This window comes from Chelativorans xinjiangensis, from assembly GCF_009812055.1.
Taxonomy (GTDB): Bacteria; Pseudomonadota; Alphaproteobacteria; order Rhizobiales; family Rhizobiaceae; genus Chelativorans; species Chelativorans xinjiangense.
Window position 1 is genome coordinate 31197 of record NZ_WQNH01000007.1, and the last position, 22186, is coordinate 53382.

Sequence of the window (22186 nt, forward strand, 5' to 3'; positions counted from 1 at the left end):
AGAAGTCTCTCGTGCATGAGTCTGGCAAATTGTCACCTTGGCCAGCCGAAAGGGGTTGTCCGGTCAATGCTTCGCCCGACGATAGACCCAAAGCTGGGTCGGCGGGATATTGCGGATGACGAAGTCGAAATGCTCGACCGTATAATCGCCATGGCCGGGCGGAATCGGCGACCTTGGACCATAGGTGAGCTGAATCACGGGGCGCCCCGCTGGAACGCGGCGCAATAGGCCCTCCAGATAGCCGATACGCGCCTCGATGGGGAAGTTGAGCAGCGGCACGCCCGAGATGACGCTGTCGAAGGTTTGCGGGGCGTCCGTGCCGAGCGTGTGGTCGAGATTGAAGGCGTCACCCTCGATGACATGAACGCGAGGATAGCAGGCGCGCAGATGCTTGACGAAATCGGGTGAATATTCGACCGCGTAGAGATCTTCCGGCTTCACGCCACGCGCCAGGATAGCCCGAGTGATCACGCCGGTGCCAGGCCCCACCTCGAGCACCGGAAGGCCAGATGCCGTGTCGATGACGGAGGCCATGCGCCGCGCCGTAACACCGCTCGTGGGTACGATGGAACCGACGGCCTTGGGCCGATCGATCCAGCCGCGAAAAAATCGCAGTTCGTCTCCAAATCGATCTGCGATCGCCTTACGGACGTCCGAGCCTTTGCTCATTTCCAGCTTCCTCCCCACTCCCCACCGCGTCTCGTCGGCGACGCTCCGTCACTCGCCGAAGGATTCGAGGAAATCCTTCATGCGAGCGAAGAAGCCCGTCGACTGCGGACTATTCTCGCCGGAGGAGATTTTCTCGAACTCTTCCAACAGTTCACGCTGTTTGCGCGTCAGGTTTTGCGGTGTCTCCACCGCCACCTGGATATAGAGATCACCCACCTGCGGCTGCCTGAGCACCGGCATGCCCTTGCCGCGCATGCGGAACTGGCGGCCGTTCTGAGTGCCCTCGGGCACCTTCACGCGGGTCTGGGTGCCATCAAGGGTGGCGACCTCGAAGGAGCCGCCGAGCGCGGCCGTTGTCATGGAGATGGGAACCTTGCAGTAGAGGTCGGCGCCGTCGCGCTGGAAGAATTCGTGCGGCTTGACCGACAGGAAGATGTAGAGATCGCCCGCCGGGCCGCCGCGCAACCCCGCCTCGCCCTCGCCGGCGAGACGGATGCGCGTGCCATCCTCGATACCGGCGGGGATGTTGACGGAAAGCGAGCGCTCCTCGACGACGCGCCCTTGCCCGGAGCATTTCGTGCAGGGGTCCTTGATGATCTCGCCGCGGCCCTGGCACTGCGGACAGGTACGCTCGATGGAGAAGAAGCCCTGCGCGGCGCGCACGCGGCCGGCGCCGTGGCACATGGAGCACTGCGCCGGGGAGGAGCCGGGCTTGGCGCCAGAGCCGGAACATTCATCGCAGCTCACCGAGGTTGGCACGTGGATCTGCGCCGTCTTGCCCGTGTAGGCTTCCTCCAGCGTGATCTCCATGTTGTAGCGGAGGTCCGCGCCCCGGTCGCGGCCGCCGGAACGGCGGCGCCCGCCCCCCATGATGTCCCCGAAGATGTCCTCGAAAATATCGGCGAAGCCGCCGCCGCCAAAGCCGCCGCCGTGCCCGCCCATACCGCCGTTCTCGAAGGCGGCGTGGCCGAAGCGGTCGTAGGCCGCGCGCTTCTGCGGGTCGCGCAGCGTCTCATAGGCGAGGTTGATTTCCTTGAACTTCTGCTCCGCCTCGGCATCGCCCGGATTACGGTCCGGGTGGTACTTCATGGCGAGCTTGCGGAATGCGCTCTTTAGTTCTTTCTCGTCGGCGTTTCTCGACACGCTGAGCGTCTCGTAAAAATCTGCCTTCATGAATTAAAGATCCCGCATGTTCTTCTGGGTCCGGCACCACTGTCCCCGGCCGGTGTCCGCTATTTAGGTGTTCCGCAGTGCGAATGCCATAGTCTGCGGGATTTTGGAAGCCGTCAGCCGCCGACAGTCCGGAAAAGAAAAGGGCCCGGGCAACGACGCCCGGGCCTTCCTGTCGTTCCATAAACGCCGGTCAGGCCGACTTCTTGTCGTCCTCATCGATTTCCTCGAAGTCGGCGTCGACGACATCGTCACCGGACTTGGCCTCGCCCTCGGCGGAGGCTTCCTCCGAACCCTCGGCCTGGCTTGCCTCGTACATGGCCTGGCCGAGCTTCATGGAAGCCTCGGCGAGCGCGGTGGTCTTGGCCTTGATCGCCTCCACGTCGTCGCCCTCGGTGGCCGACTTCAACTCGGCGATGGCGTTCTCGATGGCCTTGCGGTCGTCCTCGGAAACCTTGTCGCCATACTCCTTGAGCGACTTCTCCGAGGAGTGGATGAGGGCCTCGGCCTGGTTCCTCACCTCGACCGTCTCTCGGCGCTTCTTGTCGACCTCGGCATTGGCCTCGGCGTCCTTGACCATCTTCTCGATCTCGTCGTCGGAGAGGCCGCCGGAAGCCTGGATGCGGATCTGCTGCTCCTTGCCGGTGCCCTTGTCCTTGGCATGCACATTGACAATGCCGTTGGCGTCGATGTCGAAGGTCACCTCCACCTGCGGCACGCCGCGCGGGGCGGGCGGAATGCCAACGAGATCGAACTGGCCGAGCAGCTTGTTGTCGGCCGCCATCTCGCGCTCGCCCTGGAAGACGCGGATCGTCACCGCCGACTGGTTGTCCTCGGCGGTCGAGAAGACCTGGCTCTTCTTGGTGGGGATGGTCGTGTTGCGGTCGATGAGGCGCGTGAACACGCCGCCCAGCGTCTCGATGCCGAGCGACAGCGGGGTGACGTCGAGCAGCAGCACGTCCTTGACGTCGCCCTGCAGCACGCCGGCCTGGATGGCGGCGCCCATGGCGACCACCTCGTCCGGGTTGACGCCCTTGTGCGGCTCCTTGCCGAAGAAGGCCTTCACCGTCTCCTGCACCTTGGGCATGCGCGTCATGCCGCCGACGAGCACCACCTCGTCGATCTCGCCGGCATTGAGGCCGGCATCCTTGAGCGCGGCCTTGCAGGGATCGACGGTGCGCTTGATCAGGTCTTCGACCAGGCTCTCGAACTTGGCGCGCGTCAGCCTGATCGCCAGGTGCTTCGGGCCGGTCTGGTCGGCGGTGATGAATGGCAGGTTGATCTCGGTCTGCGAAGCGGACGACAGCTCGATCTTGGCTTTCTCCGCAGCCTCTTTCAGGCGCTGGAGGGCGAGCTTGTCGTTCTTCAGGTCGATGCCCTGCTCCTTCTTGAACTCGTCGGCGAGGTAGCCGACCAGGCGCATGTCGAAGTCCTCGCCGCCGAGGAAAGTGTCGCCGTTGGTCGACTTCACCTCAAAGACGCCGTCGCCGATCTCGAGAATTGAGATGTCGAAGGTGCCGCCGCCGAGGTCGTAGACGGCGATGGTCTTGCCTTCCTTCTTGTCGAGGCCGTAGGCGAGCGCTGCCGCCGTCGGCTCGTTGATGATCCTGAGCACGTCGAGGCCGGCGATCTTACCGGCATCCTTGGTGGCTTGGCGCTGAGCATCGTTGAAGTAGGCGGGAACGGTGATGACTGCTTTCTCCACCTTCTCGCCGAGATAGGACTCGGCGGTCTCCTTCATCTTCTGAAGGATCATGGCGGAGATCTGCGAGGGGGAATACTGCTTGCCCTGGGACTCGACCCAGGCATCGCCGTTGTCGGCCTTGACGATCTTGTAGGAGACCAGCTTCTTGTCCTTCTCGACCGTCGGGTCCTCGAAGCGGCGGCCAATGAGGCGCTTGATGGCGTAGAAGGTGTTTTCCGGGTTGGTGACCGCCTGGCGCTTGGCCGGCTGGCCGACCAGACGCTCGTCCGAATCGGTAAAGGCGACGATCGACGGCGTGGTGCGCGCGCCTTCCGCATTCTCAATGACCTTGGCGTCCTTGCCGTCCATCACGGCGACGCAGGAATTGGTTGTTCCGAGATCGATACCGATTACTTTTGCCATCTATTCTCTCCGCTAAGCAGACTGCCAGGACCCATTCAGGCGTTCCAGGCGACAGCCCCTGTTCATACGAAATGCCGCGATACTTCGGTCGGTGAAACACGCAAGCCGCAACGTTGCCGCGTATATAAGAACAGCATTTTTGTCACGCAAGGCGGCATGTGCCTGTTCCACGCGCTTGAGCGCGTGCGGTTTGTCCCGTTTGGGAGGCGGAGCGGGGGTAGCCAGCGCCAGAAGGTTGTCTTGTTGAGAATTTGTTGACGCTTGTCACGGCATATGCTCTCATAGGTTGAATAATATGTAGGGTGTACAATTTTGCGTAAAACTGGATGCTTCCTGGGGGGCGTCCTGCTTTTACTGACGACGAAAGACGTCATGGCGACGCCAGTTGCCCTGACGATGCCCGCCTTGGGCATCGTCCACCAAACCGCTATCACCGTATCGCACGGAGCAGAGAGCCTGCAGCGCTTCCCGGAAACGATGCGCCCGCACGAGACGCTGCGGCGTCTCGGCGACCGCTTGGCACGTGACTGCCTGGCGTTGGCCATCTATCACGAGGCGCGGGGTGAACGGACGAGCGGTCAATTCGCCGTCGCCCAAGTGATCCTCAACCGGGTGCGCTCGCGCATCTACCCGCGCAGCATCTGCGCCGTGGTCTACCAGAACGCGCACCGGCAGAACCGCTGCCAGTTCTCCTTCGCCTGCGACAAACGCTCCGACTATCCGTTCGATAGGACGGCGTGGGAAAAAATGCAAAAGGTCGCCGCGGCCGTCTTGTGCCGCGAAGACTGCGGAGGGAAGCAGGCCGCGCAGGTCAACCGCGACATGCTGGAGGCGACGCACTATCACGCCGTCCAGGTGGCGCCCAGTTGGGCGAAACGTCTGCGCCGCGTCGGGCGTATCGGCCGGCACCTGTTCTTCGCGTGCGAGCGGACGCTGGCGCGCATGGACACGCCACCGCCTTCGGACACAGGGAAGCCTGTCCCTGCCCCTTAGGCGGTTGCGGGAAACAGAGGCTTAGACCGGCTCCCAGCCGTCATGGGCGGCTGCGCGGTAGATGGCGTCGATCACCTTCTGGTTCTTCACCGACTCCTCCAGCGTGAAGACCGGCACGTCCTCGCCGCCGGCCGCGCGGGCGAAAGCCTCCGCCTGGCGGCGGTACTGGCGGATGTCGCCATAGCGGTAGACGGTCGAGGTCCCGTGGTCGGCGCTGTTGAGGATGACGCGGTCGTCGCCGTAGACGCGCGAGTTGAACGGGGTCTCCACTTCGATAAAGCCCTTGTCGCCGTGGAACACCATCACCTGCCGCGCCGCCATCTGGGTGGACACGTAGAAGCTCATCTCGAAGCTGCCGCAGTCGGCCTTGACGCTGGCATAGATATCCGTGCCGAACTTCGCGTCGCGCTCGACCACCGCCTGAATGCGCTCGGGCTCGCAGCCGGTGACGAAGCGCGTGGCAACGGTCGGATAGACGCCGATGTCGGGCAGGCCGCCGCCGCCCAGCTCCGGCCGGTTGCGCATGTTGTCGGGATCGACGTTGTGATAGGTGAAGGCGCCCTGCACGTGGCGCAGGCGGCCGATGGCGCCCTCGGCGACGAGCTCCCGCGCCTTGTGCCACTGCGGATGGTAGGTGACCATGAAGGCCTCGCAGACGAGCACGCGGTTGCGGTCGCGCGCCTCGATCACCTGGCGGATATCGTCGGCGTCGAGCGCCAGCGGCTTTTCGACCAGCACATGCTTGCCGGCGTCCGCCGCCTTCACCGCCCATTCCACATGCTGCGATGTAGGCAGCGGAATGTAGACGCCGTCGACCTCCGGCGAGGCGAGCAACGCCTCATAGGAAGAAAAGGCATGCGGAATGCCGAAGCGCTCGGCAACAGCCTTGGCCCGCGCTTCGTCGCGGCTGGCGATGGCGGTGACCACGCCGTTCTCCGCGTCCAGAAGCTGCGGAATGACGAATTCACGGCCGATCTTGGCCGTCGACAGAATACCCCAGCGGAACATGACGCCTCCCGAAAAAACGCCGCGAGACTATCGGCGCCGGGAGGCGAGGTCCATATCGAAATCGACGACATTGGAATAGATCGGCGTTCCGACATCCATGCCGTAGCGGGAACGGAAGACCTTGCCCTGGACGTGAAAGTGCAGGTTTCCACCTTGCGCCTCGGCAAGCCTGACGTGAAACGTCTCCTCGAAAGTGCGGCCGCGGGCAGTGAGATTGCCTTCGATGGTCGCCGTGTCCTCGCCGGTGCGGCGGACGCGCGTCGAACGGAAGATAATCGCCTGCTCGTTTGCCGTGTCGAAGACGGCATCTGATTTGAGGAAATCGTCGATGCGCTTCTGACCCGTCGTCACGCTGTCGGGATAGATGGTGATCGTCACACGTGCGCGATCGACGCTGTCGGCGGGGATATCGATCGTGCCGTCGAACCTGGCGAACCGGCCCCTGATCCCCGGGCCTCCCACCGCCGTCACTGTGAATGCGAGACGCGATCCCGACGCCACGACGGCGTAACGGCCTGCCACCTCCGATAAGGACGGCACCGCCGCCCGCAGAGGCGCGGCGAGAACGAGTAGAACCGCGACAATGGCAATGCGTGCCGCCGTCTTCATATTCCCATGCCCGATATTTCCCATGCACGGCACTATCGGATGCACCGCGAACAAGGTCCACTCACGGTTCCGTGCGCCGCGCCGGCCGAAGCATCCGCCTGAGCACGCCGTCCTTGAGGATGAAGTGATGGCGCAGCGCGGCCAGCACATGGACGGTAACCAGGGCGATCGCAGTGTAAGCCAGCGAGCGATGCAGCAGACGCCAGAACGTTTCTCCCGCTTCCGAGACCCCGACCGGCAGATGCGGCAACAGAAAGAGGCCGAAAACGAGCGTCGGTATACCGAGCACCGAGGCCGAAACCAGCACCCAGCCGGAAAGCGGCAGGGCGAGGAAGACGGCATAGAGCAGGCGATGAACCGCCGTCGACGCCGCCTTCTCCCAGCGCCGCAGCGAAGCGAGCGGCAGGGGCCGCGGGTTCGCCATGCGCCAGAGGAGCCTGAGCACGATCAGGGTGAGGATCAGGAGACCGAGCGACTTGTGCCACTGGATCAGATTGAAGGCGAGACGCTGGTCGGCCACCCGGACCATTGTGAGGCCGAGGCCGATCTGGCCGAGGATCAGAACCGCGACCGCCCAATGAAAGGCGATCGCGACGAGGCCGTAGCCCTCTTTCGTGTTGCGGAACCGAAAGTCGCTCACTGCTGGAGGCCAATTCTTCAAGGATCGCAGACATATGAAATATACAGAATATTTCGCGGCTGGCCCCACCTTCCGGACGCCGAACGAGCCGGCAAAAGCCAAGCTACCACGGGATTATCGTGAGTTCCGGCCAAGCCGCCTTGGCACGGGCGGCCTTGGTCTCGTGCGTGGCGCGGTTGTCGAGGGAGCGATTCGGCACGACGCGGAAGGAGAATATGTCGTCGAGGCCATAGGGAGCATAGAGGTCGTAACCACCGTCGGCCTCAAGCCGGATGCCGACGGCATGGGTCTTCGTGGCGAAGCGGTCAATCCCTTCCTCGCAGGAAGACAATGGCGGATAGGGTTGGCCGAAGCGCTTTTCGAACCATAGATGGACCCGCGCCTCGTTGCGGATCTCGACGGCAATCGGCAGGTCCGAGAAAATCTCCGCGCCTTCGACGATCATCGTATCTTCGGCTTCCCACGAAAGGTCCGCCGGATCGAAATAGAACAGGTCGATATCCTTGATGCCGTAACCCGATGGCGGGCCGGTCAGTGCGTTCCAGACGCTGTTGTAGAGGGCGCCGGAGACGATGCGCCAATGGGGCAGGTCGAGCCGCCGGGCCTGCAGGAGCGCTTCCCTCACGAGCGGATCGCTCCAGACGATGTCGAGGAAAGCGGCGCGCTGCGCCTCGGGAGAAGCGCCGGCGTATCTCAGATGATCCATCGGTGCTCCTCCTTTCATGCGCGTTCAGCTTCGCAGCACACCGCCCGTCTGCTTCCCGACATTCTCCACGATTCGCCCGGCGAGCGCCTCGAAATCTTCGTCCGTCAGGGTCCTTTCCACCGGCTGGATGGTGACCTCGATGGCGATGGACTTCTTGTCCGTGCCGAGAGCCTCGCCCTCGAAGACGTCGAAGACGTTGACGTCGGCGATCAGCCTCTTGTCGGCGCTTGCCGCGGCGCGGGTGAGCGTGCCTGCCTCCACGGCCCTCTCGACCACAAAGGCGAAGTCGCGCTTGACCGCCTGGAAGGGCGAAAGGTCGAGGCGGGGCTTGGTGCGCGTTGCCCGCGCCTTCGGCTCGGGGATGACGTCGATGAAGACCTCAAAGCCGCACAGCGGGCCGGAAACGTCGAGCGCCTCCAGCGCCTTCGGGTGGAACTCACCGAAGGTGCCGAGCACCATCTTCGGGCCCAGCTTGATCGTGCCCGAGCGGCCGGGGTGATACCAGTCCGGCCCGCCGACCTCGATCTGCAGCTTGTCCACGGGGGCGCCGCAGGCTTCGAGCACGGCGAGCGCGTCGGCCTTGGCTTCGAACACGCCGACGGGCGCGGCATTGCCTACCCAGTGGCGGCCCTGGGCCGAAAGCCGCGCTGTGCCGCGTCGGATGCCGGCCGCCACGCGGCGCTGGCCTTCCGGTCGGTCGCCCTCATAGGCGCCGGAAACCTCGAACAGCGCCACGTCGGCGAAGCCGCGATCGGCGTTGCGCTGCGCGGCCGCGACAAGGCTGGGCAGGAGCGACGGGCGCATGGTCGACATGTCGGCGGCGATGGGGTTGGCGAGCGTGAGTGCCTTTTGCCCGCCGCCGAAGAGCTTGGCGTGATCTTCCGGGATGAACGACCAGGTGACGGCCTCCATCATGCCGCGCACGGCGAGCGCCCGCTTGGCCTGGCGCGTGCGCACCTGAAGCGTGGTGAGGATGCGGCCGCTGACGGCGTCGTGCGCGACCATCGGCTCGGGAGCGATCTCGTTGACGCCGTGAATGCGCATGACCTCTTCCACAAGGTCGGCCTTGCCGTCGACATCCGGGCGCCAGGAGGGAACGGTCACGTCCACGACTTCGCCGTCGCCCTGCGGCGTAAAGCCGAGGCGTGTAAGGATGGCGAGGCTCTCCTCGCGCGGCACGTCGAGCCCGGTGAGCCGCTTCACCTCGGCGGGCGGGAAGGAGACCGTCTTCGGCGTATACCCCCCATAGCCGACGACCCGCGCACGGGAAGCCTCGCCGCCGCAGATTTCGAGCACCAGCCGTGTCGCCAGTTCCATGCCGCCAACCATGAACTCGGGGTCCACCCCGCGCTCGAAACGGTAGCGCGCGTCGGTAATGATGCTTAAGTTCCGGCCGGTGCGGGCGATGTTCGCCGGCTCCCACAGGGCCGATTCGATCAGCACGTCCCTGGTGCTTTCGTCACAGCCGGAGTGCTCGCCGCCCATGACGCCGGCGATCGACTCCACGCCGTTCTCGTCGGCGATGACGCAGACCTCCGGCGAAAGCCGGTATTCGCGCTCGTCGAGCGCCAGCACCGTCTCTCCCTCCCTGGCGCGACGGATGGTCAGATCCCCCGTCACCTTGGCGGCGTCGAAGACGTGCAACGGGCGGCCGCGGTCGAAGGTGACGTAGTTGGTGATGTCGACCAGCGCGTTGATGGGACGCAGGCCGATGGCAATCAGCCGTTGCTGCATCCATTTGGGCGAGGGGCCGTTCGCAACCCCGCGCACAGCGCGGAGCGCGAAGCCGTGGCAGAGATCCGGCGCCTCGATCCGCACATCCACCGGGCAGGCCCCCTCGCCGGAGACGGGCTCGACCGCGCCCTCTTTCAAGCGCCCGAGGCCCGCGGCGGCCAGATCGCGCGCAATGCCGTAGACGCCGGTGCAGTCCGGCCGGTTCGGCGTCAGCCCGATCTCGATGACCGGGTCGTCGAGCTTCGCCCATGTGGCGAAGGAGGCGCCCACCGGCGCATCCTCGGCCAAATCGATGATGCCCGTGTGTTCGTCGGAAAGCTGCAGCTCGCGCTCCGAGCACATCATGCCATGGCTTTCCACGCCGCGGATCTTCCCCACCGAAAGGGTGACGTCGATGCCGGGAATATAGGTCCCCGGCGCCGCGAAGGCCCCGACGAGCCCGGCACGCGCGTTGGGCGCGCCGCACACGACCTGCACGGGCTTTCCGTCGCCGGTATCGACGGTCAATACCTTGAGCTTGTCCGCATCGGGATGCTTCTGCGCCGTCAATACCTTGGCGATGACGAACGGCTTCAGGGCCGACTTGTCGTCGACCTCTTCGACCTCGAGGCCGATCATGGTGAGCGTCTCGACGATCTCGTCGAGGGTGGCCTCGGTCTCGAGGTGATCCTTGAGCCAGGAGAGTGTGAATTTCATCTTCGTTCAGCCTGCCTGGTTGGAAATCAAGAGCTCAAGCCGCCGAAGAGCGTCGGCATGTCGAGCGGGCGGAAGCCGTAGTGCTGGAGCCAGCGGACGTCGGCGTCGAAGAAGGCGCGCAGGTCGGGCATGCCGTATTTCAGCATGGCGATGCGGTCGATGCCCATGCCCCAGGCGAAGCCCTGGTATTCGTCCGGGTCGAGGCCGCCGTAGCGCAAAACGTTGGGGTGCACCATGCCGCAGCCAAGGATCTCCAGCCAGTCGCTGCCCTCGCCGAAGCGGATCTCGCCGGGCTTCGAGCGGTCGCACTGGATGTCCACCTCCAGGCTCGGCTCCGTGAAGGGGAAGTAGCTCGGCCGGAAGCGCATGTTGAGCTGCGGCACCTCGAAATAGGCCTTGCAGAACTCGGTCAGCACCCACTTCATGTTGGCGACATTCGCCGTCTTGTCGATCACCAGCCCTTCGAGCTGATGGAACATGGGCGTGTGGGTGGCGTCGGAATCCGCACGGTAGGTCTTGCCGGGGATGACGATGCGGATCGGCGGCTTCTGGGCCTCCATGGTGCGGATCTGCACGGGCGAGGTGTGCGTGCGCAGGAGCTTTCGCTCACCGTTCTCGTCGGGCTCCAGGAAGAAGGTGTCGTGCATCTCGCGCGCCGGATGGCCTTCCGGGAAATTGAGCGCGGTAAAATTATAATAGTCGGTCTCGATGTCAGGCCCCTCGGCGATGGCGAAGCCGAGATCGCCGAAGATGGCGGTGATCTCATCGACCACCTGGGTGATGGGGTGGATGCGGCCGCGCTCGGCCGGGGGACGGGCGAGGGGCAGCGTCACGTCCACCGTCTCACGCTCCAGCCGCTCTGCGATCGCCGCCTCGCGCAGTTCGGCGCGGCGGGCGGTCAACGCCTCGGTGACGCGGTTCTTCAACCCGTTGATGGCCGGGCCCATCACCTGGCGTTCTTCCGGCGGCATGGCACCCAGCGTCTTCAGCTTCTCCGAGATCGACCCTTTCTTGCCGAGGGCTGCGACGCGCACGACCTCCAGCGCCTGCTCATCGCCGGCACCGGCGATCTCGTCGAGAATCGTCCTTTCGAGTTGGTCCAGATCGTTCATCGTCCTTCCTTCAACTCCTGCCTTGGCCGTTGCCGGCGCGCCGTCCCGGACGGCCGTGCCCTTATCGGGCGTAGGAAGCGGATTGCGATTGTCCATGACACTATCTTCGTTCGTCGTTGCCATCATGAAAAAACCCGCGCCAGCCCTGCCAGCGCGGGTTTCCCGAAAATTCCGTTCCTGCTTCGGGAAGCGCTGACCTTAGGCGACAGCGCTTTCAAAAGCATTGGGCGTGGTGTTCTTGAGATACTCAAGCGCCGTCTTGGCCTTGGCAACGAGCGCGGCGAAGGCTTGCGGCTCGTGCACGGCCATGTCGGCCAGCACCTTGCGATCGATCTCGATGCCGGCCTTGTTGAGGCCGTCGATGAAGCGGCCGTAGGTCAGGCCGTGCTCGCGGGCGGCGGCGTTGATGCGCTGGACCCACAGGGCGCGGAAATTGCGCTTGCGGTTCTTGCGGTCGCGATAGGCGTATTGCAGCGACTTCTCGACCGCCTGCTTGGCGATGCGGATGGTGTTCTTGCGGCGGCCGTAGAAGCCCTTGGCGGACTTCAGGACCTTCTTGTGCTTGGCGTGGGCGGTAACGCCCCTCTTTACGCGGGCCATGACATGATCTCCTTAAAACCGGTCCACTCAGAAGCTGTAGGGCATGAACTTCTTCACGATCTTCGTATCGGGATCGGAAAGAACCATCGTGCCCCGCGCATCGCGGATGAACTTGTTGGAACGCTTGATCATGCCGTGGCGCTTGCCGGCGGCCTGCACTTTCACCTTGCCGTTGGCGGTCACCTTGAACCGTTTCTTGGCAGAAGACTTGGTCTTCATCTTGGGCATTTTGCTTCTCCGATTATCGGCGCAGACGCGCCTTTGTAGTTCTGACCGGACCAAAGGTCCGGAAGCATCAAGAGCCGCCACGGCATGCCCTGCCGGCCGGCTCGTACGAGGCGTGCCTCATATCAGCAAGTTTCAGCTCACGCAATAGCCGCAGATTCCGTCAATACAACCGGAAAAGAATGGGGATCAGCCCCATTTCCTGCCCGCGCTCGATCAGCTCAAAGAACGGAAGTGCGGCGAAAAAGGCAAGGCCGTCGACCAGCGTTCGATTGAGGATGCGCGGCCGAAAAGTTACCTCCTCCCGATCCCTGAAAAGCCTGGGGTTGGGAAGGAAGCGGGGCACGCTTTCCAGATAGGCTCGATAAGGCTCGCCGAGCACGGCCTTCAAGTGACGCTCCTCGCGCAGGGCCACGATGTGGAAGGCCATCATGCAGACCCCCGCCGCAAGCGCCGTCACGACAAAACTGCCGGTCTGCGCCCCGACCCCCGCCGCAGCAAGCGTCGAGAAGAAATAGAGCGGGTTGCGCGTGACCGAGTATGGGCCGGTGGAGACGACCTCCGCGGATTTGCGCCCGCCGATATAGAGGATGGACCACAACCGGCCGCCGATGCCGATCAGGATCAGGGCGAGGCCATACGCTTCCAGAAGTTCATGCGACATCTCGCTTTGCAGCGAGCTGCTGAACACGAGCAGGAAACAGATCACACCGATGAGGAACGCCAGAACGTAGCGCCGCATGGCCTGATAGGCGGCCATCGCCTTTGCTGTTTCACCACTCATTCCGGGGTTCGCCCTTTCGCCTTGCGCGGCAGCAACATGCTTCAACCCGCGCAAGGCATACTCGGCATCTAGGCTATTTCGGGGCAAGCACCATCATCATCTGGCGCCCTTCGAGCTTCGGCTCGGCCTCGACCTTGGCGATCGGCTCCACCTCGTCGCGCACGCGATTCAAGAGCTTCATGCCAAGCTCCAGGTGAGCCATCTCACGTCCGCGAAAGCGCAAGGTCAGCTTCACCTTGTCGCCCTCCTCGAAGAACCGGCGCACGGCCTTCATCTTCGTCTCATAATCATGAGTGTCGATGTTGGGCCGCATCTTGATCTCTTTGATCTCGATGGTCTTCTGTTTCTTGCGGGCTTCCGCGGCCTTTTTCTGGCTCTGGTATTTCAGCTTGCCGAGATCGGTGATCTTGCACACGGGCGGATCGGCATTGGGCGATACCTCGACAAGGTCGAGCCCGGCCTCTTCGGCCGCCAGCAAGGCTTCCTCGGTCGCGATAATGCCCCGATTGTTGCCTTCGTCATCGATAAGCTGAACCCGGGGAGCCCGGATTTCACGGTTGGCGCGGGGCCCCTCCTTCACCGTAGGCGGCGCTTTGAACGGTCTGCGAATGGTCTTCGTCTCCTCAAGTCGTTGACGGAACGGTCCGGCCCGTAGCGTCGAGCCGATGGCTATGTGCGCTTGGCGAGCCCTGTGTCAATAGCATAACCAAGCAAAAGAATCACGCGGAAGCGCGACGGGAAGGCGGATTGCTCTATGCTCTTTCGCCGGACCGGCACCCGCGCCAGAACACCTTGCAGGAGGACACGGATGAGCCAGAGCGAACCGACCCGCATCGAAGTCGACGGTACCGAGATCGCCGTGCGCCACCGGCCGGGCCGCGCGCCCGGCCTTGTCTGGCTCGGCGGCTACCGCTCCGACATGAAGGGCACCAAGGCCGAAGCCCTGGACGCCTGGGCGGGCGAACACGGCCTCGCCGCCACCAGGCACGATTATTCCGGCCACGGCGAATCGGGCGGCGCTTTCAGCGACGGCACCATCTCCCGCTGGCTCACCGAGAGCCTCGCCGTCTTCCACCGCTTCACGGAAGGTCCGCAAATCCTCGTCGGCTCTTCCATGGGCGCCTGGATCGCGCTCAGGATGGTGCAGGAGCTGCAGAAGGCCGGCGAAGGCCGGCGCATCGGCGGGCTCCTGCTCCTGGCGCCGGCGCCGGACTTCACGATCGAGCTGATGGAGCCGGTGCTGAACGCCCGGCAACGGCAAGCACTTAAGACTCAAGGTTATATCGAGGAGCCGTCGGAATATTCGCCGGAGCCCAACATCTACACCAAGGCGCTGTTCGAGGACGGCCGCAAGAACCGGGTGCTCGAAGGCATCATCAACACCCACTGCCCGGTGCACATCCTGCAGGGCATGGCCGACACCGACGTACCCTACAACCATGCCATGCGGCTGGTCGAGCACCTGCCGGCCGACGACGTTACCCTGTCGCTCGTCCGCGACGGCGACCATCGCCTCTCCCGGCCGCAGGATATCGGCCTGATGCTGCGGGTCGCGGCGTCGCTGGTGGAGCGGGCGGGATAGCCCGGCGGATGGCAAGCCTTTTCATATAGGCGGGCCCTTTCGGTATTTCATGTCTTGAATCGGAGAAAAGCGCTTCCCATCTCGAATCATGCGGCCGCAGCCCTTGTTTGCAACCGATGAGGAACCGCTGAGATGACCAACTCTGCACTGATACGCCCGGCCTGGACGCCGGCGACGATCGCCCTGATGGTGATCGGTTTCATGGTGTTCTGGCCGCTCGGTCTCGCCATGCTCGCCTACATTCTGTGGGGCGACAGGCTAGGCGAGTTCAAGCGCGACGTGAATCGCGCCACCGACGGCATGTTCGCCAACTGCCGCCGCGCCTCCCGCGCCCACGCCCGCACGGGCAACATCGCCTTCGACGATTGGCGCGAGAAGGAGCTGGAGCGCTTGGCCGAAGAACGCCGCAAGCTCGACGCCATGCGCGAGGAGTTCGACGAGTATGTGCGCGAACTGCGCCGCGCCAAGGACCAGGAAGAGTTCGACCGTTTCATGAACGAGCGCAAGGCAGGCCGCGATTCGAACCAGCCCGATGTCAAGGACCGCAAGACCAAGGGCAAAGGCTGACCAGCCTTCGAAAGCCTCCCCTGCCCCCTATAGGCGGCGCCCCTCAGGGCGCCGTTTTCTGTTTCCTTGAACGGCCGTCGTTTTTGCGGCTCTTCTGCCGGCCCGAATCATCTATCCTGCCCGAATGCTGCCCCGCCTTTTCAAGAGAGCGCCTTTGAAGGTCTCGACCCCGCCCGTGGAACGGTCTCACCGGGTGGCCGGGCGGGAAGTGCCTCTGAGGATCGTCGAGAACGCCCGCGCGCGGCGCCTGACCCTGCGCATCGCGCCGGGCGGGGCGGGCCTGCGTGTCACCGTCCCGCCGGGCCTTTCGCTTCGTGAAGTAGAGCGCTTCCTGGCGCGCCACGAGGGCTGGCTGGAGGAGCGGCTGAAGAAGCTGCCCGACCGGCCCCTGGTGCGGCCGGGCATCAAGATCCCGCTGCGCGGCGTGCCGCATCTTATCGTGCACGAGCCAAGCCGGCGCGGAACGGTCGAGGCGACCATGTTCGACGGGCAGCTGACGCTGGTGGTGACGGGCGATAGTAGGCACCTGCCGCGCCGGCTGGCCGACTTCCTGAAACGGGAGGCGCAGCGCGACATCGGGATGCTGGTCGCCAGGCACACCGAAACGGTCGCCCGACGCGCCAAGGCCATCCGCTACCGCGACACGACAAGCCGCTGGGGCTCCTGCACGTCGGACGGCACGCTGTCCTTCTCCTGGCGCATCATGATGGCCCCTCCGGCGGTCATCGACTACCTGGTGGCGCACGAGGTGGCGCATCTGAAAGAGATGAACCACGGCCCCCGCTTCTGGAAGCTGTGCAACGAACTTTGCCCGGACACGGAGCGCTGCAAGGCGTGGCTGAAAAGGAACGGGACGGCGCTGCAGGCGATACAGTTCGGGTGAATGGTGAATAGTAAATGGTGGATACGAACCACGGCGCGAGCCTTGGCATTCTCGCTCCTAACCATTCACCATTCATCCTCTTCCCTCGACTCCGCCACCATTTCGTGCCACTTCCACGGCATGGAACTCGACATCAAAATCTGCGGCCTGAAGACGGAGGAAGCGGTGGCTGCCGCGCTCGACGGCGGGGCGAGCCATCTGGGCTTCATCTTCTTCGAAAAGAGCCCGCGCAACGTGGCGGTGGAGACGGCCGCACGCCTGCGGCAAGCGGCGCGCGACCGGGCGAAGGCGGTGGCGGTCTCGGTGGATGCCGACGACAGGACACTGGCGCGGATTGTCGAGGGCATGGAGCCGGACATGCTGCAGCTTCATGGTAAGGAAAGCCCGGAGCGCGTGGCCGCGCTCAAGGCGCGCTATGGCCTTCCTATCATGAAGGCGGTGTCCGTGCGCGAGGCGTCGGATCTGGAAGGTCTCGGCGCCTATCGTGGCATCGCCGACCGCTTCCTGCTCGACTCCAAGCCGCCGCCGGGCGCGGAGCTTCCCGGCGGCAACGGCATGCCGTTCGACTGGCGGCTTCTTACTTTTCTTGACGGCGACGTGGATTACATGCTTTCGGGTGGCCTGAACGCTGCCAATATCGGTGCAGCCCTCGGGCTCTGCCGCCCGCGCGGCATCGATATTTCTTCCGGCGTCGAGCGTGCGCCGGGCGAGAAAGACCCGGATTTGATACGCGCCTTCTTCCACGCCGTACAGGCGGCAGGGGAAGCGCGCGACCAGAGGAGACGGCATGAACAAGCCGGCTGAACCCAACTCCTTCCGCACCGGCCCGGACGATGCGGGGATGTTCGGCATTTTCGGCGGCCGTTTCGTCGCCGAAACGCTGATGCCGCTGATCCTCGATCTGCAGGAGCACTGGGAGGCGGCCAAGAACGACCCGGCGTTTGCGGCCGAGCTCGCATATCTGGGCACGCACTACACGGGCCGGCCCTCGCCGCTCTATTTCGCCGCGCGCCTGACCGAGCATCTGGGCGGCGCGAAGGTCTACTTCAAGCGCGACGAATTGAACCACACCGGCTCGCACAAGATCAACAATTGCCTCGGCCAGATCCTTTTGGCCCGGCGCATGGGCAAGACGCGCATCATCGCCGAGACCGGCGCCGGCCAGCACGGCGTGGCGACGGCCACCGTGGCCGCCCGCTTCGGCCTGCCCTGCGTCGTCTATATGGGCGCCACGGATGTCGAGCGGCAGGCGCCCAACGTCTTCCGCATGAAGCTTCTGGGCGCCGAGGTGAAGCCGGTCAGCGCCGGCCACGGCACGCTGAAGGACGCCATGAACGAGGCGCTGCGCGACTGGGTGACCAATGTCGAGGACACCTACTACCTGATCGGCACCGCCGCCGGCCCGCACCCCTATCCGGAGATGGTGCGCGACTTCCAGTCGGTGATCGGCACGGAGGTCAAGGAGCAGATCGTGACGGCCGAGGGGCGGCTGCCGGACCTGCTGGTGGCGGCGGTCGGCGGCGGGTCGAACGCCATCGGCCTGTTCCATCCCTTCCTCGACGACAAGGATGTTTCCATCGTCGGCGTGGAAGCCGGCGGCAGGGGGCTTTCCGGCGACGAGCACTGCGCCTCGCTGACGGCCGGCCGGCCCGGCGTGCTGCACGGCAACCGCACCTACCTCCTGCAGAACGAGGACGGTCAGATCAAGGACGGGCACTCCATCTCCGCCGGGCTCGACTATCCCGGCATCGGCCCGGAGCACTCGTGGCTGAAGGAGTCCGGCCGCGTCGACTATGTGCCGATCATGGACCACGAGGCGCTGGAAGCCTTCCAGCTGCTGACGAGGCTCGAGGGCATCATCCCGGCGCTCGAACCCAGCCACGCGCTGGCCGAGGTCGTCAAGCGCGCGCCGACGATGGGCAAGGAGAAGATCATCGTCATGAACCTGTGCGGGCGCGGCGACAAGGACGTCTTCTCCGTCGCCAGGCATCTCGACATGGATATCTAGCACCAACGGCCATGACGCTGCATTTCGTCGACATATGGGTCAATTGTCCCGACCGGGAGACGGCGGAGAAGATCGCCGATGCCTGTGTCGCGGAGCGGCTGGCCGCCTGCGCCAACATCTTCGCGCCGATTGCCAGCCGCTACCGCTGGCAGGGGGCGGTGGAGACGGCGCAAGAGGTGCCGCTGCTCCTGAAGACGCGCGCCGAGCATTTCGACGCCGTGTGCGAGACCGTGCGCCCGCTGCACCCCTACGACACACCGTCCATCGTGGCGACGGCGATCAGCGACATCGATCAGCACTATGCCGACTGGCTGCGCAAGGAAACAAGGGAGCCGGCATGACCGCCACGCGCATCGACACGCTTTTCGCCAAGCTCAGGCAGGAGAACCGGCCGGCGCTGGTGACCTATTTCATGGGCGGCGACCCGGACTACGCGACCGCGCTGTCGATCATGAAGGCGCTGCCGAAGGCGGGCAGCGACATCATCGAGCTCGGCATGCCGTTCTCCGACCCCATGGCCGACGGCCCCGCCATCCAGGCGGCGGGTCTTCGGGCGCTAAAGGGCGGACAGACGCTCGCCAAGACGCTGCAGATGGCAAGGAGCTTCCGCCAAGAGGACGATCACACGCCCATCGTCATGATGGGCTACTACAATCCCATCTACATCTACGGCGTCGAGCGCTTCCTCAAGGATGCCGTGGAAGCCGGCATCGACGGCCTCATCATCGTCGACCTGCCGCCGGAGATGGACGCGGAGCTGTGCCTGCCGGCGCTGAGGGCCGGCATCAATTTCATCCGCCTCGCCACGCCCACCACCGACGACAAGCGCCTGCCCAAGGTGCTCGAGAACACCTCCGGCTTCGTCTACTACGTGTCGATGACCGGCATCACCGGTTCGGCGCTCACCGATACAGCGAAGGTGAGCGCCGCCGTCGCCCGCATCAAGGGCCATACGGAACTGCCCGTCTGCGTCGGCTTCGGCGTCAAGACCGCCAGCCAGGCCCGCGTCATCGGGGCGGCCGCCGACGGCGTCGTCGTCGGCACGGCCATCGTCAACGCCATCGCCAATGTGCTCGGCCCCGACGGCAAAACCACCGCCGACCCCGCCGAGGCCGTATCGACACTGGTGCGCGGGCTGGCGGAGGGCGTAAAAGAGGCGCGTCTTTAAGTCCCTCCCCCTGTCCCGTGCGGCGATTGGATTTCAATCCAGGGACTCCAATTCACGACAATTCACCGCGAAAGGCCTGATGGTTTACCCTCATCTTCTCAATTGGCCGGACGACGCTATGCCGCAATCCCTGGATATCCAAACTCCAATCTGTTCCGGCCGCCGGATTTGGCCTTATAAAGGTTTTCGTCGGCGAGCTTCATGAGGGCCGGGAGGGACTGTCCGGATTGATGCGAAGCTACGCCTGCGCTTAGACAAACGTGCTGGGAGCCAAGGCCCAGCTCCCGGCCAATGTCTTTGGCTTCCAGGGCAATATGCCGGTACAAGATCTGCGCATTCTCCGGATCGCCGCTGGGCATGAATATCGCGAACTCCTCGCCACCAAGACGACCAACAACATTCCCTTTCCCGGCCCAGGGCTGCAATGCCAGACCCATTCTGCGTATAACCTCGTCTCCAACAGCATGCCCCATCTCGTCGTTGATCAGTTTGAAGTGATCGATATCCAAATAAAGGAATGTCCCCGCACTGCCGGTGGAGCACTTGGTGAGCAGGGCATCTGTTTCGGCGAGAAAGCTCTTGCGATTGAGCAACTGACTTAGATCGTCAATCCGGGAGGCACGTTCGATCGCCTCGGTCAGGTGCAGCAGGCGAACGGACTGGGTAAGGAATACATATGCAAGCGGATAGGCCACGACTAACACGATAGCAGCGGTGAGAAGCAGGTCGAGATAGAGACGGTCGCTGAAGAAAATCGAATAGAATAAGAGTGTTAGCGCTTCTGCTCCCAGAATCGCAGCAACGACGACGAGGCTGCATTGCCACACCATCGGTAACCGCCAAAACCTGCGTGCCCACTCACTTACCATCGCTAGAGATGCCCCGCTTGGGCGGCAACCATAGATGAATTTTGTTTAAGAAACTTTCTCAAGATCAAGGCCAGCTACATGATGTGAGTGGCGCGACCGCCGGATCAGCGTCATCTGCGACTACCGCCATGGCTGCCGGTTTGGCCCTCCGCCGCAACCGTGCGTGATCTCACGATATACTCCTGCGTATTGCTTGGAGTGCCCTCCTACCGCCCGCGCCGGCAGAGCGGGCGTTCACTTGGTCCCTTGCGTAACCTGCCAGCGACGCATAGCCGCGCACGATCGCTTGGCGGTGCTCGTGGCTCACCACTTTCTCGATATCGTCGAAGCCGTTCGGTGCCCGCGCCTCGACGACGTCGATCACGCCTTCCTCCGGCCCGCCTTTGCGGTTGGAAAGCACGATGTCCGCGGTCGCCGGCCGGCGTGCCTGCTCGAATACTTCGGCCGCATCGAGCGGCTCGGTCAATTCCATGCACGACAGCTACCCCTCGAGGAAGTCGCCCGCATGGAATCGAAGCGCGGGCGATCTCGGCCCGCACGCCGCCTTCGGCGGTGCCGACGTCGATGAACGTCCGATACTCGATCCAAGGGAACCGCTGCGCGAGCGTTCTTGCCGCCGAAAGGCTAAGGCCCGTCATTGCCTGCGCGAGCCCGTCATTGCCTGCGCGAACCCGGTCATGGCGATCGGATCGGCATAGGGGCCATCGAACAGATCCTCGCCGTCTGGCGCCGTCACGCGCCCAAGTGTGGCGGATGCCGTGCGCCTCGAAAACCGGTTGAACTGGGACGACGTCCGCAAGCTGAGAGACAGCTGGCCTGGCAAGCTGATCGTCAAGGGCATCCTCTCTGTCAAAGACTCCGAAACGGTGGCAAGTATCGGTGCCGACGGCTTGGTGGTGTCGGCGCATGGCGGACGCAATCTGGATTGCTTGCCGACGCCGGCCTCCTGCCTTCGCGATATCTCCCAGGCCGTCGGCACACGGCTGACCGTTCTCGCCGACAGTGGTGTCCGGCGCGGAACGGACGTCCTCAAATATCTTGCTCTGGGGGCGGAAGCCGTTCAGCTTGGCCGCCTCCCCCTGTGGGGGCTTGCCGCCGGTGGTGAAAGGGAGCCACAACAATGCTCGGCATGATTATCCGGGAAATGGACACAGCAATGGGCTTTCTGGGAGCCGAGCGCGCTGAGGCCCTCCGTCTCGCGGACTAGCGCACCAGCCCGAAAACCCAAGTCGGTTTTCGGAAAGCACGATGCGCAGATCAAACAACCTACAGCGCCGTGCGTCTGAAAAGGACGAATGGCGCTGTAGCGTTTCAGTGGGGCGATGTCCTGCCAAACCGCGCAGCGTCCGCGGCGGCATAGGCGGCCACCTGCCGCTCGGTATCGGCGTTGGCGCGTAGCGCCGCAACGACCTCCCCGAGCCGCGCCGCAGGAATCGCGCAGGACAGTTCGTTGTTGCTCATGCCGGTGCGCACCCGGCTCAGCATGCAGCCGACGCTCACCGCGATCTGCTGGTCATCCTTAGCGATGGCCATGATATGGCACTGCGGCTTGCCCTCGAACTTCACCCCGCCCATGGCGTCATCGAGCACCATCGCCTGCTTGGCGTTGAGGCGGACATAAACGACGTCGGGCTCCACCGGCATCCGGTCGAGCGGCCCGTAGACGATTGACGCCGGGCGGTCCTTGACCGCGGGGACATGCGGGAAATCCTCCATCCCGACCCAGCCAGAGCCGACCAGCGCCGCCACGTCGTTCTTGTCGGCAACCTCGCCGAGGCTCTTGAAGCCGTGGGTATAGCTTCCGACGCTGCAATTGCCGTGATCTTCGGCAACCGTCGAGAACGCCGCGTCGACGGCTTTCGTCCAGAACACGCAGGAGGCCGACACGGCGCCGGTGCGCCCGTCCTCGGTCGACGCGGGATACGACCCGCCTATTGGGGCCGCGTCCGGGATATCGGCGACGTCACGGAAGGCGATGCCGATCGGTGGGGCAGCGAGACGCAGGAGGCTTGAAAATTCTCCCGAAAGCGCGGCGAACGACGTGGCAGCCATCATA

Annotated in this window: 24 protein-coding genes and 1 pseudogene; 9 read left to right on the forward strand and 16 right to left on the reverse strand. The window is 64.2% G+C overall.

Features of this window, described 5'->3' with window-relative positions; all coding sequences use genetic code 11:
• Nucleotides 1–63: 63 nt before the first annotated feature.
• The 3 genes from pmtA to dnaK form a co-directional block, all read right to left on the reverse strand.
• Nucleotides 64–669 carry a phospholipid N-methyltransferase PmtA gene (pmtA, locus tag GM910_RS06925; RefSeq protein WP_159586791.1) on the reverse strand — a complete coding sequence of 202 codons (606 nt, stop codon included), beginning with the start codon at nt 667–669 and terminating at the stop codon, nt 64–66.
• 48 nt (nt 670–717) lie between these two features.
• Nucleotides 718–1842 (reverse strand): molecular chaperone DnaJ, encoded by a 1125-nt coding sequence (gene dnaJ, locus GM910_RS06930; RefSeq protein ID WP_159586792.1) that lies wholly within the window; start codon nt 1840–1842, stop codon nt 718–720.
• 190 nt (nt 1843–2032) lie between these two features.
• Complete coding sequence (gene dnaK, locus GM910_RS06935) at nt 2033–3946, reverse strand: molecular chaperone DnaK (protein ID WP_159586793.1); 1914 nt, start codon at nt 3944–3946, stop codon at nt 2033–2035.
• A gap of 372 nt (nt 3947–4318) precedes the next feature.
• Between dnaK and GM910_RS06940 the strand changes: the two genes are divergently transcribed.
• Nucleotides 4319–4939, forward strand: a complete 621-nt coding sequence (locus tag GM910_RS06940) for a cell wall hydrolase (RefSeq protein ID WP_159586794.1) — start codon at nt 4319–4321, stop codon at nt 4937–4939.
• Nucleotides 4940–4960: 21 nt separating this feature from the next.
• On the opposite strand, the gene GM910_RS06945 is transcribed toward GM910_RS06940, so the two are convergent.
• From GM910_RS06945 to infC, 10 genes are all read right to left on the reverse strand, one after another.
• Nucleotides 4961–5947 carry a Gfo/Idh/MocA family protein gene (locus GM910_RS06945; protein WP_159586795.1) on the reverse strand — a complete coding sequence of 329 codons (987 nt, stop codon included), beginning with the start codon at nt 5945–5947 and terminating at the stop codon, nt 4961–4963.
• Between the two features lie 27 nt (nt 5948–5974).
• Nucleotides 5975–6556: a YceI family protein gene (locus GM910_RS06950; protein ID WP_159586796.1), complete on the reverse strand. Its 582-nt coding sequence runs from the start codon at nt 6554–6556 to the stop codon at nt 5975–5977.
• A 61-nt stretch (nt 6557–6617) separates the two neighbouring features.
• Nucleotides 6618–7196 (reverse strand): cytochrome b, encoded by a 579-nt coding sequence (locus GM910_RS06955; RefSeq protein ID WP_159586797.1) that lies wholly within the window; start codon nt 7194–7196, stop codon nt 6618–6620.
• 103 nt (nt 7197–7299) lie between these two features.
• Nucleotides 7300–7902 carry a nucleotidyltransferase family protein gene (locus tag GM910_RS06960; RefSeq protein ID WP_159586798.1) on the reverse strand — a complete coding sequence of 201 codons (603 nt, stop codon included), beginning with the start codon at nt 7900–7902 and terminating at the stop codon, nt 7300–7302.
• Nucleotides 7903–7926: 24 nt separating this feature from the next.
• Entirely contained in the window at nt 7927–10332 is a 2406-nt protein-coding gene (gene pheT, locus GM910_RS06965) for a phenylalanine--tRNA ligase subunit beta (RefSeq protein WP_159586799.1), read from the reverse strand.
• A gap of 26 nt (nt 10333–10358) precedes the next feature.
• Nucleotides 10359–11444, reverse strand: a complete 1086-nt coding sequence (gene pheS, locus GM910_RS06970) for a phenylalanine--tRNA ligase subunit alpha (protein ID WP_159586800.1) — start codon at nt 11442–11444, stop codon at nt 10359–10361.
• 198 nt (nt 11445–11642) lie between these two features.
• Nucleotides 11643–12044, reverse strand: coding sequence for a 50S ribosomal protein L20 (rplT, locus tag GM910_RS06975; RefSeq protein WP_159586801.1), 402 nt, complete (start codon nt 12042–12044; stop codon nt 11643–11645).
• A gap of 27 nt (nt 12045–12071) precedes the next feature.
• Nucleotides 12072–12272, reverse strand: a complete 201-nt coding sequence (rpmI, locus tag GM910_RS06980) for a 50S ribosomal protein L35 (RefSeq protein ID WP_159586802.1) — start codon at nt 12270–12272, stop codon at nt 12072–12074.
• A 160-nt stretch (nt 12273–12432) separates the two neighbouring features.
• Nucleotides 12433–13053: a methyltransferase family protein gene (locus tag GM910_RS06985; RefSeq protein WP_159586803.1), complete on the reverse strand. Its 621-nt coding sequence runs from the start codon at nt 13051–13053 to the stop codon at nt 12433–12435.
• Between the two features lie 73 nt (nt 13054–13126).
• Nucleotides 13127–13663: a translation initiation factor IF-3 gene (infC, locus tag GM910_RS06990; RefSeq protein ID WP_159586885.1), complete on the reverse strand. Its 537-nt coding sequence runs from the start codon at nt 13661–13663 to the stop codon at nt 13127–13129.
• A 198-nt stretch (nt 13664–13861) separates the two neighbouring features.
• Between infC and GM910_RS06995 the strand changes: the two genes are divergently transcribed.
• The 7 genes from GM910_RS06995 to trpA all read left to right on the forward strand — a co-directional run bounded on the left by GM910_RS06995 (nt 13862) and on the right by trpA (nt 19261).
• Complete coding sequence (locus GM910_RS06995) at nt 13862–14635, forward strand: alpha/beta hydrolase (protein WP_159586804.1); 774 nt, start codon at nt 13862–13864, stop codon at nt 14633–14635.
• Nucleotides 14636–14767: 132 nt separating this feature from the next.
• The gene (locus GM910_RS07000) at nt 14768–15202 is read left to right on the forward strand and encodes a DUF2852 domain-containing protein (protein ID WP_159586805.1); all 435 of its coding nucleotides are present in this window, start codon (nt 14768–14770) and stop codon (nt 15200–15202) included.
• A 124-nt stretch (nt 15203–15326) separates the two neighbouring features.
• Nucleotides 15327–16085, forward strand: coding sequence for a M48 family metallopeptidase (locus GM910_RS07005; RefSeq protein WP_159586806.1), 759 nt, complete (start codon nt 15327–15329; stop codon nt 16083–16085).
• Between the two features lie 120 nt (nt 16086–16205).
• Nucleotides 16206–16889: a phosphoribosylanthranilate isomerase gene (locus GM910_RS07010; protein ID WP_159586807.1), complete on the forward strand. Its 684-nt coding sequence runs from the start codon at nt 16206–16208 to the stop codon at nt 16887–16889.
• Nucleotides 16873–18093, forward strand: a complete 1221-nt coding sequence (gene trpB / locus GM910_RS07015) for a tryptophan synthase subunit beta (RefSeq protein WP_159586808.1) — start codon at nt 16873–16875, stop codon at nt 18091–18093. The genes GM910_RS07010 and trpB overlap by 17 nt, the downstream gene beginning before the upstream one ends.
• A gap of 11 nt (nt 18094–18104) precedes the next feature.
• On the forward strand, nt 18105–18434 hold the full coding sequence (cutA, locus tag GM910_RS07020; RefSeq protein ID WP_159586809.1) for a divalent-cation tolerance protein CutA: 330 nt from the start codon (nt 18105–18107) through the stop codon (nt 18432–18434).
• Complete coding sequence (gene trpA, locus GM910_RS07025; protein WP_159586810.1) at nt 18431–19261, forward strand: tryptophan synthase subunit alpha; 831 nt, start codon at nt 18431–18433, stop codon at nt 19259–19261. Before cutA ends, trpA begins: the two co-directional genes overlap by 4 nt.
• 116 nt (nt 19262–19377) lie before the next feature.
• On the opposite strand, the gene GM910_RS07030 is transcribed toward trpA, so the two are convergent.
• Both GM910_RS07030 and GM910_RS07035 read right to left on the reverse strand, forming a co-directional pair.
• Nucleotides 19378–20091: a GGDEF domain-containing protein gene (locus GM910_RS07030; RefSeq protein ID WP_159586811.1), complete on the reverse strand. Its 714-nt coding sequence runs from the start codon at nt 20089–20091 to the stop codon at nt 19378–19380.
• A gap of 208 nt (nt 20092–20299) precedes the next feature.
• A pseudogene (locus tag GM910_RS07035) lies at nt 20300–20557 on the reverse strand (hypothetical protein); the annotation flags it as partial.
• Nucleotides 20558–20888: 331 nt separating this feature from the next.
• On the opposite strand from GM910_RS07035, the gene GM910_RS07040 reads away from it, so the two are divergent.
• A complete protein-coding gene (locus tag GM910_RS07040) occupies nt 20889–21263 on the forward strand; it encodes an alpha-hydroxy-acid oxidizing protein (protein WP_201285421.1) in 375 nt (124 codons plus the stop codon).
• A 178-nt stretch (nt 21264–21441) separates the two neighbouring features.
• Here GM910_RS07040 and GM910_RS07045 read toward each other — a convergent pair whose 3' ends face one another.
• Entirely contained in the window at nt 21442–22182 is a 741-nt protein-coding gene (locus GM910_RS07045) for a DUF169 domain-containing protein (protein WP_159586812.1), read from the reverse strand.
• Nucleotides 22183–22186 lie beyond the last annotated feature (4 nt).